This window comes from Paenibacillus soyae, from assembly GCF_024623455.1.
Taxonomy (GTDB): Bacteria; Bacillota; Bacilli; order Paenibacillales; family Paenibacillaceae; genus Pristimantibacillus; species Pristimantibacillus soyae.
In genome coordinates, this window is record NZ_JANIPJ010000003.1 from 146,343 (window position 1) to 163,707 (window position 17,365).

The 17,365-nt window shown below is 55.4% G+C and carries 19 protein-coding genes; all 19 read right to left on the reverse strand.

Annotated features, from left to right (window positions below; translation table 11 throughout):
- Positions 1-6: 6 nt before the first annotated feature.
- The 19 genes from NQZ67_RS05835 to NQZ67_RS05925 all read right to left on the reverse strand — a co-directional run bounded on the left by NQZ67_RS05835 (position 7) and on the right by NQZ67_RS05925 (position 17,350).
- Positions 7-831 carry a DUF5050 domain-containing protein gene (locus tag NQZ67_RS05835; protein ID WP_257443651.1) on the reverse strand — a complete coding sequence of 275 codons (825 nt, stop codon included), beginning with the start codon at positions 829-831 and terminating at the stop codon, positions 7-9.
- Between the two features lie 13 nt (positions 832-844).
- The gene (locus tag NQZ67_RS05840; RefSeq protein WP_257443652.1) at positions 845-1,075 is read right to left on the reverse strand and encodes an EsaB/YukD family protein; all 231 of its coding nucleotides are present in this window, start codon (positions 1,073-1,075) and stop codon (positions 845-847) included.
- A 14-nt stretch (positions 1,076-1,089) separates the two neighbouring features.
- Complete coding sequence (locus tag NQZ67_RS05845; RefSeq protein WP_257443653.1) at positions 1,090-1,581, reverse strand: hypothetical protein; 492 nt, start codon at positions 1,579-1,581, stop codon at positions 1,090-1,092.
- A 19-nt stretch (positions 1,582-1,600) separates the two neighbouring features.
- Positions 1,601-2,098 (reverse strand): hypothetical protein, encoded by a 498-nt coding sequence (locus NQZ67_RS05850; protein ID WP_257443655.1) that lies wholly within the window; start codon positions 2,096-2,098, stop codon positions 1,601-1,603.
- Between the two features lie 13 nt (positions 2,099-2,111).
- Positions 2,112-2,309: a hypothetical protein gene (locus NQZ67_RS05855; RefSeq protein WP_257443656.1), complete on the reverse strand. Its 198-nt coding sequence runs from the start codon at positions 2,307-2,309 to the stop codon at positions 2,112-2,114.
- Between the two features lie 28 nt (positions 2,310-2,337).
- Complete coding sequence (locus NQZ67_RS05860) at positions 2,338-3,219, reverse strand: hypothetical protein (RefSeq protein WP_257443657.1); 882 nt, start codon at positions 3,217-3,219, stop codon at positions 2,338-2,340.
- A complete protein-coding gene (locus tag NQZ67_RS05865; protein WP_257443658.1) occupies positions 3,216-4,199 on the reverse strand; it encodes a hypothetical protein in 984 nt (327 codons plus the stop codon). The genes NQZ67_RS05860 and NQZ67_RS05865 overlap by 4 nt, the downstream gene beginning before the upstream one ends.
- Entirely contained in the window at positions 4,177-5,658 is a 1,482-nt protein-coding gene (locus NQZ67_RS05870; protein WP_371825272.1) for a TadA family conjugal transfer-associated ATPase, read from the reverse strand. The genes NQZ67_RS05865 and NQZ67_RS05870 overlap by 23 nt, the downstream gene beginning before the upstream one ends.
- A 17-nt stretch (positions 5,659-5,675) precedes the next feature.
- Positions 5,676-6,503, reverse strand: coding sequence for a CpaE/TadZ family protein (locus NQZ67_RS05875; protein WP_257443659.1), 828 nt, complete (start codon positions 6,501-6,503; stop codon positions 5,676-5,678).
- On the reverse strand, positions 6,479-7,363 hold the full coding sequence (locus NQZ67_RS05880) for a CpaB family protein (RefSeq protein ID WP_257443660.1): 885 nt from the start codon (positions 7,361-7,363) through the stop codon (positions 6,479-6,481). Before NQZ67_RS05880 ends, NQZ67_RS05875 begins: the two co-directional genes overlap by 25 nt.
- Positions 7,364-8,764: a CpaE/TadZ family protein gene (locus NQZ67_RS05885; protein WP_257443661.1), complete on the reverse strand. Its 1,401-nt coding sequence runs from the start codon at positions 8,762-8,764 to the stop codon at positions 7,364-7,366.
- A 414-nt stretch (positions 8,765-9,178) separates the two neighbouring features.
- Positions 9,179-9,997, reverse strand: coding sequence for a stalk domain-containing protein (locus NQZ67_RS05890; protein WP_257443662.1), 819 nt, complete (start codon positions 9,995-9,997; stop codon positions 9,179-9,181).
- A gap of 380 nt (positions 9,998-10,377) precedes the next feature.
- A complete protein-coding gene (locus NQZ67_RS05895; protein WP_257443664.1) occupies positions 10,378-10,653 on the reverse strand; it encodes a hypothetical protein in 276 nt (91 codons plus the stop codon).
- Positions 10,625-10,816 carry a hypothetical protein gene (locus NQZ67_RS05900; protein WP_257443666.1) on the reverse strand — a complete coding sequence of 64 codons (192 nt, stop codon included), beginning with the start codon at positions 10,814-10,816 and terminating at the stop codon, positions 10,625-10,627. The genes NQZ67_RS05895 and NQZ67_RS05900 overlap by 29 nt, the downstream gene beginning before the upstream one ends.
- Before the next feature lie 186 nt (positions 10,817-11,002).
- Positions 11,003-11,239: a hypothetical protein gene (locus NQZ67_RS05905; RefSeq protein WP_257443667.1), complete on the reverse strand. Its 237-nt coding sequence runs from the start codon at positions 11,237-11,239 to the stop codon at positions 11,003-11,005.
- A gap of 253 nt (positions 11,240-11,492) precedes the next feature.
- A complete protein-coding gene (groL, locus tag NQZ67_RS05910) occupies positions 11,493-13,127 on the reverse strand; it encodes a chaperonin GroEL (protein WP_257443669.1) in 1,635 nt (544 codons plus the stop codon).
- Between the two features lie 52 nt (positions 13,128-13,179).
- On the reverse strand, positions 13,180-13,461 hold the full coding sequence (gene groES, locus NQZ67_RS05915; RefSeq protein ID WP_257443671.1) for a co-chaperone GroES: 282 nt from the start codon (positions 13,459-13,461) through the stop codon (positions 13,180-13,182).
- A gap of 748 nt (positions 13,462-14,209) precedes the next feature.
- Positions 14,210-15,406: a DUF2264 domain-containing protein gene (locus tag NQZ67_RS05920; RefSeq protein ID WP_257443673.1), complete on the reverse strand. Its 1,197-nt coding sequence runs from the start codon at positions 15,404-15,406 to the stop codon at positions 14,210-14,212.
- Between the two features lie 27 nt (positions 15,407-15,433).
- On the reverse strand, positions 15,434-17,350 hold the full coding sequence (locus tag NQZ67_RS05925; RefSeq protein WP_257443674.1) for a heparinase II/III domain-containing protein: 1,917 nt from the start codon (positions 17,348-17,350) through the stop codon (positions 15,434-15,436).
- Positions 17,351-17,365 lie beyond the last annotated feature (15 nt).

Sequence of the window (17,365 nt, forward strand, 5' to 3'; positions counted from 1 at the left end):
CCCTCTCTAGCCGATCCGGCAGGCCTCTCCGCCGCCGAGCGGCAGCCGGTGCCATTCCCGTCCGCTGCAGTAATACAAGGCCTGACCGATCAAGTGCAGATAGTCCGCGCTGTCTCCGGAGATCCGGATGCTCCTCAGGCTGACCGGATCCACCCGGTAGATGCTTCGATTGTTCAGCGCGTTCGAGCAATACACGTATTCCCCGTCCGTATTCAAGCTAGCCGTCTGGATCGCGCCGATCTCGGCCGCGTCGCTTCCGTCCTTCGCGACGAAAGTCAGCGTGCCGTCCCGGTGATGGTTCGGGAATGCGAGCAGATCTCCGACCTCAATCAGCATATATCCGGTCGCATCCGTCACCTTCTCATGCCGGGAACCGGACATGTCGCAGGTCTGGATCCCTCTCGGCGTCGCGTAATAAATGCGGTCATTCGAGCATACGTAGCTCCACACCTTATCCTCGGCCACCGGTTGCTCGCCCTTGCCGTCCAATCGGGAGCGGTACAGACGCTCGCTGCTCTCCTCGATATAATACAGCCACCCGCCTTGAAGCCGCAGCTGGCAGCACGGCTTGTCGATCAGCAGCTCCTTGCGGTTCGTGCGAAGCTCCAGCCGGTAGACGGCGTGCCGATTCCGCTGATCGCTGTAATACACGGAATCGCCGTCCGCGTTCATGTCCCAGAGCAAATCATCGGTGAACGTCTCCGCTGCCCAGCGGCCGCTCTCCGCATCCTCCCGCAGCAGCTTCGTGCCGGAGAATTCCTTGTTATCCATTAGAAGAAGACGGTCTTCTACCCGCAGCACGAGACCGCCGTTCTGAATATTCGCTGTCATCTTGCGCCCCTCCTCAGACGAGAGTAAGCAAAGCGCCTTGCGTGACGCCTTCCTCTTCCAGCGTCCGATCGTAGTTCAGTATGCGGCCGAGCGGCTCGGCCTGAAGCATGACGCCGCGTCCCGCCGGCGAACCCAGCGCCTCATGCAGGAGCCGGATCAGCTCCTCCGTCGTCACGAAGAGAGGCACCTTCAGGTCGACCGGCTCCCCGCTTCCGAATTGGAACGACACCATGACGTAATCCATTCCGATGCCCTCCTTTAATTTTTCACTGTCAATACGTAAGCGCGTTCCGTTACAAGCTCGTAATCCAGCGCCGGGTTCAGCGATTCCGCCGTGCGCATCAGCTTCGTCTTGAATTTGTAATCCGCTTCGGCGCGCACCTCCACTTCCGTCACGCGCCCCTCCGGCCGGTCTTCCTCGTAGAACGCGAATTCGACCCGCACCGTGTTGTAGATGCCGTCGTTCGACGTGAAGCTCACCGTATTGCCCGCGGACGAGCCCCGGGAGAGATTCATCACATCCTCGAGAGCATCGGCAAAATAATCCTTAAACCGCTCCTCGTCGATATCCGCGTTCAAATCGCGGATGCCTTCGAATTCGAGCGCCCGGTCCTTGGCCACCCGGCTTGCGTTCCGAATCGACGAGTCCATGACGATCTTCTCCCGGTAGACGATCGCCATCTCCACCAAGGGGGTCAGAATGAGAGACGCAAGCAAGACGGCTAGTATTCCAATGGCGTACATTCTCACGACCGCTCATCCCATTCCGTCAGTTTTCGTAATAAGGCAAATCCTTGTAATGCTTCAGCCCGGTCGTCGTGATCTCGAAGGAAACCGGGATGTCCCGCGAATATTCCTTGCCCCACAGCTTGACCGACAGCGGATAGACGGCCGCGATCTTCACGTGGATCGGCTCGCCCCGCTGCCTGTACGGCTTATCCGAGTCATAGGCGTAATCGCTGTAGTCGCTGTCGTCGATGACCGGGATCGCGCTGTCTCCGGAGAAGCTGTAATTGGTGGACTTATGTACCCAGATCTTAATATCGTCCTTGCGCTTCTTGAAAATCGGCCGCTCCTCCAGAGAATCCTTAATGTCTTCGTACGTCGCGCGAGACACGTAGTTGTCGGTAGCCGCGACCTGCGAGACGTAATACGTCTCCGACACCAGCGTCAGGTACCAGGGGAAGAAAAACGCCATGTTGGTTAGCAGCACGATGATGATGGATGACAGTATCGTGATGAGCGCGGCTTTCGCTATACCCTGCAAGGTTTAATCACCTCTAGGTGCCGCTGCTGATGTTCGAATCGATGAGACCGATCAGCTTATCCCAAATATCGCCGACCCATTCGCCGATATTTCCGCGCACGACGCCGATGACCAAGCCGATAACCACAATGACCGCCACCGTCGCCGCAATTTGCTTAATGCCGAATTCTCCTCTTTCGTCCTTCACGAACGCTTCTACCTGCTTCTTCATCCTTCTCATTCCTCCATCGTCTATTAATCTATTGGAATAATTTCATCGAGCCCATAATCGTAAACAAATAATAGATCGCGATATAGACGCCCAGCACCACGATCAGCACCATCTGAATGCGCGCGTTCGACCGCTCCCGCTGCGTTAGCTCGTCCTCGAGCGTCTTCACGCGGAAGCTGTCCAGCTCATTCTTCAGATAGGCCATCTGGGACACGTTGTCGTAGCCCTTCAGCCTCGTCTCCATAATGTCGCAGAACTTGATCACATAATGCAGCGGCACCCGCTTCTTCAGCTTCTTCAGCGCGTATTCCTCGCCGAAGTCGATATTGTCGAGCATGACGCCGAGCTCCTCCCCGATATCCGGGTTGGCGTTCGGCAGGTAGTCCTTGATCACGTCGGCCAAGTGGATATTCACCGACTTGGAGTATTGGTAGTAGACCATGCTGTAGAAAGCGGGGAAGTCGACGGCAATGTTTTTGTTCTTCTTGTCGATCCGCTTCTCGAGCTCATCCACCGGATACAGCCAGCCCAAAATAATGAAGATGGCTGTCGCGCAGCCCAGCAGAATGTTCGCCTGCAGCATGAGCAGCGTCAGCAGCACCGCGGCGCCCGCGTACAGCACCTGCTCTACCCGGATCTCCTCCGGCTTCGTCGTCATATCCAGCCGGTCGAGCATCTTCTTCAGCCTCGCCCGCTCTCCCGTGCCAAGCAGGTATTTGCCGTATTTAGTCGCCATTCCCTGCTTCCACACCCGATACTTCTGCCGCGATGCTTCCTTCTTGCGCTCCTTCAGGAACATCCTTGCCCGCTTCTTCTGATTCCGGCTTACCGGCTTGATCAGAGGGAGCAGCAGCACCTTCACGATATACAGGATAGCGGCCATCGCCACCAGCTTCGATAGGAATATCATTTGGACGCGCCTCCCGTCCCGAGGTTGCCCTGCAGCACCTGCGTCCTCGCGAAGCTTAAGCAGATGATGCTGATCAGCGACGTATTAATGACCTTCCCTGCATTCGTATGCAGCATGAACGCCCGGAAGTCCTCCACCGTCAGAGCATACAGGAAAAACAAGAGGATGATGGCCGTCTTCAGCAGGAAATCCCGGTTCATTTTGCGGAAGATCCGGTCCTTCTTGTTGTTCAGCTCGCGAAGCACCGCGTTCTCGTCGACAATGTCGAGGAAGATGTCCGCCATCCCCTTGCGTTCGTTGTATTCGAACACGATCGCCTTCTTCGCGAAGTTGTCGAACTTCGGACCGAGCTGGCGGTTCAACAGCATAATAGCTTGCTTGAACGAATATCCGTTGCTCTCGCAGTTGTCGATGAACTGCTGGAAGTACGGCCGGATGTTCGGACTAATATATTCGTCGCTCTCCATCACCTTCTTGATCGCGACGAGCACGCCTTCGCGGGCGAGCGGACAGATGATGTCCTCCGCGTCCATGATGCTCTCGAGTTTCTCCGCCTTGATCGACCGGGACTGCATGACGAAGAAGGTGAGCATGAAGACGAAGATCGAGATCGTAATGACGACGGACAGCGAGACGCTCTTCAGCAGCACGACGATGATCAGCGTTATGACCGCAAACAGGATGCAGAGCAGCGAAGTGAAGCTCTCCAGCGTGAAGGGCATGTTGAAGTCGAGGATGAGCCCTTCGACCAGCCGATTGTACTTCGCGTAGATGTTCTCCTTCTGGATGACGATCCGCTCGCGCTTGATCCGGTCTACGTACCGCTTCGTATTGTACCGGCCGAGATGCTCGGCCAGCGTGTCGGCAATGTCCAGGATGAACCGGGCGGAGCCTCCGAAGAAACGGATATTGAACATGACGTTCACAACAATGAAGGCGGCGGCGCCAAGCAGCAGACTAATAACTAAAGTCGTATTCATCGGCTTCGTACACCTCGGTTTCATCCTCCTGCGGGTCGCTCGCGAAGAACGCGAACCGGCTCCGCTTAATGCCGGCCTTCAGCATCGCCTGCTGAATGTTGTCGGACAGCTTGCCGACGCGGCGGTGCTTCCCGACGATCTGGATCCGTTTCTTCCCGTCCACGGTCTCCTCGAGCACGTCCTCGCAGTCGAATCGATAGATGGGATTAATGATCGGCTCCAGCCCCTTCGAACCCATAACCTCGGAGATCGCCGTCACCTTCCGCGTGCCGTCCGCGAGCTTCTCTTGATAGATAACGAACTTAACCGCGCTGCAAATGTTGCGAAGCGCAAGCTCCGCCGGCTCGCTCGAAATCATAAGGTACGCGGTCAGGAACCGGTAGATCGCTTCCTTGTCTCCCTCGGCATGCAGCGTCGAGAAGAAATAATGGCCCGTCTGCGCCGCCCGAAGCGCCGTCGCGAATTCGCCCGGCGTCCGCAGCTCGCCCGGTCCGATCCAGTGCGGCGACTGCCTCATCGCGTTGATGAGCAAATTCTCCATCGTGGCGGGACTGGAATCGTCGTCCTCCGGGACGGATTCGTATTGGAGGACGTCGTTCAATATTTTGCCGTGGACGCTTCCGCCCTCCCGCTGCTGCAGCCGCATCTCCGACGGATTCTCGATCGTGATGATCCGGGACAGCGGATTGATCTCCTTGACCAGAATTTCGTTCAGGGTCGTCTTGCCGCTGCCCGTCGGACCGACCGTAATCCAAGACAGGTCGGACTTCGGGATAAGCGAGAGCAGCCGGTACATATTGACGGAGAACGATTCGTTCTCGATCAGCACCTTCGGCGAAATGCTCTTCTTGTGGAACTTCCGGATAACGAAGGCCGGATTGTCGTAAGGCGAGATGCCCGCATGGGTCGCGTTCACCCGGTAGCCCTCGATCGTTCTCGCGTTGACCATCGGAATCTTGGGCGTCAGCCTTACCTTCGAGACGCCGATCAGCTTCGAGATGATCCGCTCCATATGCTCGCGGTCGCTGAACGACTGCTCCCACTTGATTGACCGGCCGCCGCTTTCGACGAAGATCTGATCCGGTCCGTTCGCGCGGATCTCGTCGATCGACGGATCCTCCATCGCTCTCGTGATCGGACCGTAATGGGTAATCTCGTCCGTCAAGGCGCTCTTCAGCTGGGCGAGATCATGATAGCCCTCAACGATCGGCTGCTGGGAGTCGACGAACTCGTTAATGTAAGCTTTCGTCATCTCCCGCTTGCGTACGGGGTCGTTCTCTCTCCGGAACGCGTGCGTGGTCACCTTCGTGATGTATTTCTGGCACAGCTCCAGCGCCTCTTCGAAGTTGATCGTCGTATATTTGCTCTTCTGGTCCTGCTCGTCAGCCGCGCCCTCCGGCGTTTGCGACTGGAGATAGACGCGCTGCTGCATGTCGCTGATTTTGCCTCTTGTAAGCACCGCTCGTTCGCTCCTTCCTACTGCTCGGCCAGCTGCGCGGCGAGCCGCTGGATTTCCTTCATGAATTGGCGGTTAAATAACGGATTGTCCTTGACGTACAGCTTGCCTTTGTTCGCCCGCGCCACGCCGTCCTTCACGTAAGGCAGCGCGGTGATGATGTTAAGGCCCATTTCCTTGTAGACGTCGAAGTCGAAATCGATATTCTGCAAATTCATCATGATGACGTTCGTGAACTTGGCGGTGCTGATGCCGACCGAATTCGCGAAATCGAGCAGCTTCACCATATGGATGACCGCTTCCGTCCGCTCGGTCGCCGTGAAGAAGCCGATATGGCAAGCCTTCATGGCGCCCAGGCAGAATTCGAGCGGCGGATTGTTCGGAATATCGATAAGCACGATATCGAACATCTGCTTCAGCGTCGCGAGAACTCTCTCCAGATGCTCGAATTCGAAGTCGAAATATTCCTCCATCAAATCCTGCGGGCTCGGCGACAGCAGGTACAACCGCTCGTATTTGGTCGCTTGTATTTCTTCCCGCACGTCGACCTTGTCGCTCTTCAGCAGCTTGATCAGCCCCGATGCTTTCTTCGGCGCATGGCAGTCGACGTAATGGTAGAGATTCGGGTAGAACACCTTCAGGTCCACGATGCACGTGTTCAGCCCCTTCTGGGACAGCAGATAGCCGAGATTGCTGATGAGCACCGCGTTATCGGTTCCGTCGCAGGCGGAGATGAAGCCGATAAGGTTATAGATCAGCTTGCTCTCGAGCAGCTCCGCGCCGACGAGATCCTTGGATGAAATTTTGGATAAAATGCCTTCTACTACTCTTCCGGATTGTCGATCCACGATTCCACCTCTTTCTCGAGCGTCGGCAGCTGATCCAGAATGATCGAGCTGTTCTTCCGGCTTAGAATGGTGATGAGGAACGATTGGTTCTCGAAGCCTTGATACTTCGCGAAGTTGTTGATCTGCTCGCTGCTTCCCTCGAGCATGAGCGCCTTCGGCTTGATGCTGTTAATGAACTCCTCGCTCTTCATCACTTCCTGCCGCTTCTGATCGTCCAGCTTCTGTACTTCCTTGTATACCTCGTAGATGGAGCGGCTATTGGAGTTGAGCATATCCTTCACGACGATGCTGTCGAAGAGCACCTCCGTCTCCCGGACGGTAACGGTGCCGCCTCCCGACATGTTGGGGTTGCCCGAGGACGCGCCTACGCTCTTCTCGTTGTCATAAGACACCCGGATCCGCACTCGGTCGCCCGGCACGAGAATGTCCCCGCCCACCTCGAGGAAGTTGTACGGCAGGGTCAGCACTTCGTTCTCGTCGGCGACCTCGTACAGCCATTCGTTCTTGAGCGGCTTCTCGTCCGTTAGCTGATCCTTGTAGATGATGCTGTCCTTGCGCAAATAGTAGGTCGTGAGCTTATCCAGCACATCGTCCAGATCCTCGGCCCGCACCATGCCCTCGTCGAATTCCTTCTCGATCAGATTGTAGGTATCCACGTTTTTCTTCGTCAGCGGCGCGTACGCGGGGATTCCGTCATCCGCTTTCACGCGGATAACCTGTATGACGTTTTCGGCTTTGCGGCTCGCGTTGTCCAGATAGAGATAGGAGCTGGCGATGACGAGAAGCGCAAAAACGAACGCCAGTATTTTTTTGAATAAATTGCGGTTCGGCTTCGTGTTCTTCAAGGTGCTTAAATCCATTTATTTCGTCGCCTCCATTAATCTCAGAAGAATGCTTCCATAGGCTTGCTCATGATCCCGGCTGGAGAATACGATTGGCAAGTCGGATTCGATCTGCGCGTCGAACTCTTGCGCGTAAGGCACGTAGCCCGCGGTCTTCACCTCGTACATGAACGCGTCCAGCAGGCCCGAGGTCATGACTTTGCTGACGGCTTCCGGCGTGAACAGCTCGTTCTGGAACCGCGAGCGGTCATTGTACTTGGTGACGATCGCCTTCGATTTGGCGTTCAGGTAAGCGATGGATTCCCTGCTCAGGTCCGCTTCCATATTGCGCAGCGTCGTGATGACGGAATAGATGTTGTTGTTCACGCAGAGCCCTACCGTATCGATATGAATGAGCGCCTCCTGGAATTTGCCCAGCACTTCGAATGGCATGTCCAGAAGAATGAGATTGAATCGGCTCCTCAGCACCGACAGCAGCGAGATGAGCTTGCCCGCGTTCACGTATTGCTCGAACAGCAGCCTGTCATGGAACGACAGCCCGAGCGCCGTCAGCCACAATTCGTCCTTGATATGACAGCACGTCATCATATGGTCCTGCGGTCTCGCCAGCGTGCGAATGAGCGACGCGCTCATCGCTTCGTCTCTCTGGCTCTGCTCGTGGAACCGGTTGAAATAGAGGTTCGTCGTCCGAAAGTCGATGTCGAGATCGACGATGATGGTCGACAAGCCGCGCTTGTTCGCCACGCTTGCCACGTTCACGAGCGTGCTGGTCACGCCGCTGCCCCGATGTCCGGTTATCGCGATTACCCGGCTCATGCCGCGGCTGACTCGCTCGAAATCTTTGTCCAGCGTGCTGGATGCGGCTCTGCCGGCTTCCTGCTTCGGCTTCGGCTTTAGACGGTCGAAAAATGATGGTTTTTTCTCGGATGTCTGGGAAGGCTCATTCTTCTTCGCGTCCGGGGGGACCTCGGTCTCAGGGCGTCCGGATGATCGGAACCAGGATAAGGCCGCTGATCGGCTGCCGCCGCTATGCTTCTGGAGAAGTTCTAGGATGCGTGTCATCGGAGGTCGGATGTAAGGATGAATTTCAAGCTGCAAGCTGCTGTGCGCCGCCAGAAGGCGGGACAACTCCCTCTTCCACTGCGGGTCTCTCGTCAGGATGAGGATCGGGAAGCCGGAGCCGTTCGAGATTTGTTCCAGCTTTCGGAGCACGCGCTCCAATTGGCTGACGTTCTCGTAATGATCGTTCGACAACGCTTCATCCATGATGAGCAGAGCGCCGAAGGTCGGCGGCGATGAATCTATGTAGTCTAGCAGATCGGTCAACATTAGCGGCGACGAGTTATGAATGGCAGATCTCTTGGTATCGTACCGCGCGATCACCTCAAAGAGATTGCCAGAGACAAGAAGTGTACCCATATGCCCACCTTAATAATGATTTAGTCTCATTGCAACCAAATACGAATTCTTTTTACATGATAATACATATTCTATTATTATAGTACTTCAACAATTTCCATATTTCAATGTTCATAAAATCTTCATTTTACCAGTAAACTTTTATAAAAAAAGTAGTGAAAATAAAGAAAGTAACTGCAGAAATGGGGAGTAAATGATTGAAATGCAGGACTTTCGCACCTAAAAGTGGGGGATGGATGATTCCGTAGGCTCTATTTCCTAGTCTTTTTGTACCTAATAACTTACAAATTATTTATTATTAATTTGGGTTTATAAGGAATTACTATTTGTAATGTTATTGCACAAAAAAAGAGGCCTCGCTCCCTTCCATTACGAAAGGTTGCGAGACCTCGGATGAGGAGTGCGCGTGAAAGATTAATTCACGCTTACTTCCTCCAGGAGATAAGTGGAGCTGTCATAGTATTCCGCGGAAAACTCGAATTTCACGTAGACGCTGCTGAACGCGTCCCAGCCTTCCGGATAATACACGAATTCGAAATATTGGCCGAACTCGGATTTATCCGAGATGTAGCTCGTTTCGATCTCGGACAACGTTACGCCCTTCAGCGTGTTCGCGTATTCCTTGGTATCCGCGGCCGTGTTCGCCTCGATGGTGCCGGCCAGCATTTCCGAGAAGTCGTCCTTGTAATACTGGCGTCCCAGGCTGATCGGAGAGTTGTCGCGTTTCTCGGCCGTATAGCTGTCAATATAAGCATCGAACTTGGACGTGTCCTCTGTCAGCAGGGCATCGGCATAGATCTTGATGATCTTCTGGGCTTCCGCGCGCAGCTTGTCCTCCATCTGCGCCTCCGTGCCTGTCAGCTTCATGATGCCTGCCGAAGATACCGGTGCTTCCGTTTCTTCTTCTTCCTCTTGGACTGGAGCGCTGCCGTCCGTATTAATGATAACGGTATCTGTCGCATCATCCCAACCAACGTACATACCAGTTGCTTCCGCGACCGCTCTCGCCGGCAGGTAGGTAGAGCCTTGGTATGTAATCGGCGGCATTTTCTGGCCTTTATCGTTCTTCGGCGTCCAGCTGTCCCCGTCGATCTTGAACTTAATATTGTGGTTCAGATTCGCGGTAATCTTCTGCAAGCCGGTAGCGGCGCCCGCTCCCACCGCTCCGAATATCAAGCATGCGCTTACGATCGTGCCGATAAAAACCGACTTTCTCATCTTAATGACTTTCATTATAAGTTTCCCTCCCGAAAGTTATGAATCCAGGGCTATGAAGTCTATCTCTAGCTGCCTTCCGGCTATTACTCTAGCAGAATCCCCCACCATCTCCACAGAACATGAAATATTATACAATTTTATTCGATAGAATGTAAAGAAATATGTGCCATTTCGCGTTTCTGCGCAAATATATTCGCATACTAGATTGTCTTAATTTGTCGAATTACTAACTATAGTCCTATAAATCCTTGTATCAACTATATGATTTTATATATTCAAACGTTAATTTATATGAAATTCCGCGATAGTTACATGAATGCATAGACGGTTGCGGCCATGAACGATAAAGAGGCCTCGCCTCCGCTCCACAGGGAGCGGCGCGGGGCCTGCACAGCTCACAACGCCTTGGACCAGGAAGCAGACGATACGGCCGGGCGTCGCGACTCCCGCTCATCCCATGGCCGGAGCACCTGCAAGTGGCCTTCCTTCCTGGCAATGCACCGCTTCTCCTCCAGCTCGCTCAGCGCGGCGTTGATCTGCTTCTCGTTCAAGCCGATCATGCGCCCCAGCCGTCCATAATTCAGCCGAACCGCTTCATGACGGTACAGGTTCCACAGTACTCTTAATATTTTGCGCGAACGATCAGACAGCACGCCGAACCACCTCCGCATCTATAATGTTCTCCAGCTTAAAAATCCGAATGGCCTGCGAGGAGTAGCAATATCCCTTCATCCGGGCTCCTCTAACAGACATGACCCGTACATCGCGAATCGTCACCTGACGATGCCGATCGATGTAAATGAGCTGCAAGACCTTCCCGATCCAATGCTCCATGACCATCACCTCGAACACGAATGTATGTTCTTATTATACACCAAACACCCGTTCGATATTCAAGCAGGAATTTTTAACTTTGCGGCGGATTTCCTTTCTCTTCCTATATAACCACGTCAGCCCATTGATTAAACGATTTTCATAAAAAAAAGCGGACCCCCGAAAGAGCCGCTTCCCTGTAACCATCTATGCGAGCATTGTCGCTCCTACGATAAAGCCGATCAGCATGCCCAATACCACGCCTACGACAGACATCACCATCAGCACGACGCCATGGGTTTGACTCCTTTTTTTGTACACCAGAAATCCCATGATAAAGGCTCCGGCACCAAATAATATCGGGATAAAAAGGAAAGATAAGCCGAAAAAAATCCAGCCCAGCACCACATAAACCGTCCCGTCCTTCACTTCTCTCTCGTTCATGAGCCACCTCATTCTCCTCAAGTAAGTGTCCAGCGGCCTAAAATATATATGTAGGCAAGAGGCGGATGATGCTTCATTAAACTTTACTACCCAAAACGCAAAAAAGAGGCTTCGCAAAAGTTCATTGAACGGATGCGAAGCCTCTTTTGTTCGTTAGATATTACCGCATTGGGCGGTTTCTGCCCAATCGGCGATCCAATTTACCGCTTAGGCGCGGTCGTTCCTCCTCGAATTGCTTCGATTAGGAATTGAATTACATCATGCCGCCCATACCGCCCATGCCGCCCATGTCAGGCATGCCGGCGCCTGCGCCCTTCGGCTCAGGCTTGTCGGCAACAACCGCTTCGGTTGTCAGGAACATAGCCGCTACGGATGCAGCGTTCTGCAGAGCAGAACGCGTTACTTTCGCAGGGTCAACGATACCCGCTTCGAACATGTTCACCCACTCGCCGGAAGCCGCGTTGTAGCCTACGCCGATTTTTTCGTTTTTCAGACGCTCGACGATAACGGAGCCCTCTTGGCCCGCGTTAGCCGCGATCGTGCGGATTGGCTCTTCCAGAGCGCGAAGTACGATGTTCACGCCAGTCGCTTCGTCGCCGGAAGCATTAACGGCCGCAACCGCTTTGTATACGTTAACCAGAGCCGTACCGCCGCCGGATACGATGCCTTCTTCCACTGCTGCGCGAGTGGAGTTCAGCGCGTCCTCGATGCGGAGCTTGCGCTCTTTCAGTTCAGTCTCAGTCGCTGCGCCGACTTTGATAACCGCAACGCCGCCGGACAGCTTAGCCAGACGCTCTTGCAGCTTCTCGCGGTCGAAGTCGGAAGTTGTTTCTTCCAGCTGAGCGCGGATTTGGTTCACGCGAGCATCGATGTCGGCTTTGTTGCCAGCGCCGTCGACGATGATCGTGTTTTCTTTGGTAATACGGATTTGGCGAGCGGAGCCCAGTTGGTCCACAGTCGTCGATTTCAGCTCAAGGCCGAGCTCTTCCGTTACCACTTGGCCGCCGGTCAGGGCAGCGATATCTTGCAGCATCGCTTTGCGGCGGTCGCCGAAGCCAGGAGCCTTAACCGCAACGCAAGTGAACGTGCCGCGCAGCTTGTTCACGACCAGAGTCGCTTGCGCTTCGCCTTCCACGTCTTCCGCGATGATTAGGAGCTGCTTGCCGGATTGTACCACTTTCTCCAGGACAGGCAGGATCTCTTGGATGTTGGAGATCTTCTTATCGGTGATCAGGATGTAAGGGTTGTCGAGAACCGCTTCCATCTTGTCTGTGTCCGTAATCATGTACGGGGAGATGTAGCCACGGTCGAATTGCATGCCTTCAACCACTTCCAGCTCCGTGTTGAAGCCTTTGGACTCTTCAACTGTAATAACGCCGTCGTTGCCGACTTTCTCCATAGCTTCCGCGATCAGCTCGCCTACTTCCTCGTCAGCGGAGGAGATGGAAGCGACTTGCGCGATGGATTGTTTGCCTTCGATTGGCTTGGAGATCGCTTTCAGCTCTTCAACAGCAGCTTTAACGGCTTTCTCGATGCCTTTGCGGATAACCATAGGGTTAGCGCCGGCCGTAACGTTTTTCAGACCTTCGCGAATCATCGCTTGAGCCAGAACAGTCGCGGTAGTTGTACCGTCGCCCGCTACGTCGTTCGTTTTTGTCGCTACTTCTTTAACCAGCTGAGCGCCCATGTTCTCGAACGCGTCTTCCAGCTCGATTTCCTTGGCGATGGAAACGCCATCGTTCGTGATGAGCGGGCTTCCGAATTTTTTCTCCAGAACGACGTTGCGTCCTTTTGGTCCAAGCGTTACCTTTACCGCGTTTGCAAGAGCGTCGACGCCGCGAAGCATCGAACGGCGTGCTTCTTCGCTAAATTTAATCTCTTTCGCCATGTGTAATTACCTCCCAAAAATTTAATATTAAGTAAGTATGTGGTCGCTATTCTTAGCCAAGAATCGCGTGGATGTCGCTTTCCTTCATAATCAAATACTCTTTGCCTTCGTATTTGACTTCGGTACCCGCATATTTGGAGAACAGAACGCGGTCGCCTTCTTTTACTTCCAATGCTACGCGAACGCCGTCCTTCAGCGTACCGCTGCCGACAGCTACTACTTTGCCTTCTTGCGGCTTTTCCTTTGCCGTATCCGGCAGCACGATGCCGCTCGCAGTTGTTTCTTCCTTCGCGATTGGTTCGATCAATACGCGTTCACCCAAAGGTTTGATCATTGAAAATAGCCTCCTTCTAAATTTGTCGCTTCTTGTGATATTTCGTTAGCACTCGTAAGCGATTAGTGCTAACAACCATTTTTATCATACTCAATCTCCGTTTGGATTTCAAGTGCTTGAACTTATTTTTGCAGCAAATTTACATCTCGCCGGAGAGACCAGGGGAAGCGGCACGCTCCATCCTCCTATTCCCCGTAATTAACGCAGCGCGTAAAGCCCGCCTCTCCATCCTCCAAGACACTAAATAGCGGCAATAGTACCTCTAATCCGGCTGTTACTAACCTGCAAATAAAAATAGCGGCGATAGTACCCTTATTTCTCGCGTAATCGCGCCATCCGAGCGAATGCAAAGGAAATAGAGGTACATATGCCGCTATTTATAGAAATCCTAGGTTTCCGGTGAAAAATAGAGGTGCTTTCGCCGCTATTTTCGCCGCGAACTCAGAACATGGGCACCTGACGAACTGAACCGCACGGCCAAAGCCCGCTCGAGCGCAGCGCCATGCTTAACGAGTCCACGCCATGCCGCGTCGTCAACGCTAAAGCTTAAGCTCCCCTATAAAGTCCTGCAAATGTGCATCATTTTCGCAAACGGGATGAGCGGCTGTCCCAATTGCTGCAAAAGTACATCATTTTTCGCGGAATTTCGGCCATATAGGCTTCTATGAAGAAAATTGATGCACATTTGCATCAATTGCTAGCAAATGGGCCGATACGGACGTAAATTGATGTACGATTGCAGCATCCCTTACTTCAAAGCGCCGTCCAGCTCCATAGGCGCCCCACCCCATGCCGAGGCGGCCGTCCAAGGCGTATCCGGACCGCTCCAGAAGCGGTGCGACGCCGGGAGGCCCAGCGGCAGGAAGGCGGCAGCGCAGAGATACAAGCTGCCGGTCGAGATATAGCCTTCGCCCGCGCCAGGCTGATGGCCGGCGAGGCCGATCGTCAGCCAGCCTTGCGCGTCGAACGTCCCCGGCGCGTCAAGCGTTCGCTGGATGACGGCGGTCAGGGCGCAGCGCACTTGCTCCGGCGCAACTCCTTCCGGCAGCTCGTCGCGCAGCGCGCTTTGCGCAAGGCTTTGGAACGCTCCGCAGCGGTAAGCGAGCGAGCGCCCGATCGGCGGGAAGCTGCCGTCCGGCGCGACGAACCGCTCCAGTACGCCCGCGTATCGGCGGGCCCGCTTCAATACGTTATCGCGCAGACCGTCCCATTCGCGATCCTCGGCATGCAGCGCCTCCAGCACGTCGACCAGCATCGGCTGGATGACGAAGCTGTTGTAGTAATCCCAGTGGAACTCCGGTCCGTCGCCATAAGCGCCGTCGCCTTTGTACCACTGCTCGTGCTGCCTGACGGCATAGTCGACGCGCATCCGGTCCCAGTCGGCTTCGCCCGCCTGATGCAGCGCCGCCTCGATCATCGCCGAGAACAGCAGCCAGTTCGAGACATGCGGCCGCCTTGTTCTGGTCGCTTTGAGACAGGCGACGACTTGCCGCTGCACCCGCTCCTCCAGCTTCTCCCATAGCTCAACAGGAGCGCGAAGCAGCGCATGCGCGAGGAACGCCGCGTCCACGATCGGCTGCCCGCCCTCGGAGAAGTTCATATAGTCTGGCGAAGCCGGATTCGTCCCGGCATCAATAGCCGCGCGAGACCATTCCGCATAACGCGCGCGAAGCTCCTGTTCCTCTTCGGACGCCGCGCCATCGCTCAGCTCCAGCCAAGGCGCGATCCCGCTCAGCAGTCTGCCGAGCGCCTCCAGATGCGTAAACTTCGCCCGGTCGGCCTCCATACCCGGCTTCGACTCAACCGGCATATCCGCCCGCAGCCTGCCTTCCGCAAGCGCCGACAGCACGGGCTCCGCCACCTGCTCCAGCTTCTTCAGCCAATAGGCCCTGGCCGACAACCCCATCATTCCTACAGTCTCTACCGTTGCTTTTGCTTCCAACATGCCCTCCCCCTTCTCTTCCCGCGGATTCTATCGTTTAGCAGCCTCTTCTTGGAAAACAAACGCAAACCTCGCAGTCGCGCGCCCTCCCTCGACTCCCCCATCCAACTGGTGAAAATCAAGCGTGTACCAATATCTTTCCTCCGCGAAATGATCCAGGTCGCTTCGCGAGGTAACGACGGGCCGCCAAGCCGCGGCGTCATATTCAATGTGCACACGGCGGCTTCCGGTCAGCGACAGGATTCCTTCCTTCACGAGCTTCGGCTCCATGAAGGTAATGAACCTCTCTATGATCTGCTCCCCCGAACCCCCAACCGGCTCGGCCTCATTCACTGCGAAAGCGAAGCTGTCGACCAGCGTCAAAGCCGGCGTTCCTTCCTTCCTCCACGCGAAGCTCCGTTCCAAGCCGAGCAAGCCCGCCGCCTCGGGATAGGCTCCGCTCAGTTCGAGAGCGAACCGGTCCTCGCGATCCGACACGCTTGCCTCCGTCACGATGGCCTTACGCTCCGCGCCCTCCGCCTGCAGCGCGCCTCCGACGATCGGCAGCGAGTGGCCTTGCGAGCCGTTGCACCAGAACGAATACCGGTCCGGTCCGAAATATTCCTTCGTGTACAGCCCCCTCCCAATGTCCGCCAAATACACCTCGCCGTCCGCGTGAAGCAGGAAATGCCCGCAATCGTTATGGTTATGCGATTCGCCGTTATGGCCGCCCTTCGCCGCGAAGCCATACACCGAGCCGTCCTCCGCCGCGTAGCGGGACATGAACCATCCGGCGTCCGCCATATAATGAGCTTCGGTCGGCCACTCGCCCGCCGCGTCAGCCTCTTCAATCTTGTCCGATGCTTCGGCAGCTCCAGTCTCCCCTGCCCCTTTCGCAACAGCAGCTCGTTCAGCCGACGCCCAGATCAAATTCCGGATCGCCGGCGCCCATCTGCCGCAGTGATCAGCGGCGTACGGCTCCCGAAGAGAAGCATGCGGCACCGCAACCTCCGGATACTCGTCCCGCAGCCGCATCGTCAGCCCCATGAAGATGCCGCAGCGCTGAGGGGAATCCGAGAAGTTGATGACCGTGTCGCCGCACGAGAAGCAGCGCTGCTGGAACAAAGCGATTTCCTTGACCTTCGGAATCGCGAAGCCGTCGATCGCTCCCCCCGTCGCCCGCTTCAGAAGATCCGCGTAATAGACGTAATAGCCGAAGCCATATTGCCAGTACGAGTAGCCTTCCACGCACGCGCCGTCATCGCCGTAGCCCGCGAGGAAGCAGTCCATGGCGGCTTGCGTACGCTCCAGCACGCGGGCCAATCTCTCCGTATCCTCGATCGCGTACAAAGCCGCGGCTCCGACCGAGCCCGCGCATACGGAGGACCAGTTGTTCTCGAGCTTCTCCCACGGGTACGGCCCCTGTTCCAGGAAAGGCGCGAACAAGCGGCGCTCCGTCTCGAACGCGATTCTCTCCCGCAGCTCCGCATCCAGCTTATCGCCCAGCAAGGCCGACATTTCGCTAAGCGTGAACCCCGTCTCTGCCGCGAACAGGTCGATATTGCCGTACGGTCCTCGTTTCTCGCCGTAATGGGCCGGCAGGCACCACGTATATTCGTCGCAGATCGACAATGCCGTAAGGCGAAGCGCTTCCCGATAGGACGTCTTCTCCGGCTTCAGCCAGGCCATGATCGCAAACGCGTTCAACCTTTTTCTTTTGGCAAAATAAACATTCTCGTAAGCCAGCCGATCCCCGGTCTCGGCGAACAACCGGAACAGGTCGTCGGTGAGCTCGGGCTCCGGCTCGTCCAGCAGCCTCTCGGCTTCCGCTTCGATCTCGCCAATCAAACCCGACAAGGACGCATCCCCCAGCAGTCGCGCCGCCCAATCATCCGCCCCAAGCTCACCCAAGAGCAGACCGAAGCCGCGAACGCGGTCCGGCATTGCCGTCAAAGTTCCCTCCAGCATTCCTTCTCCCCCTCT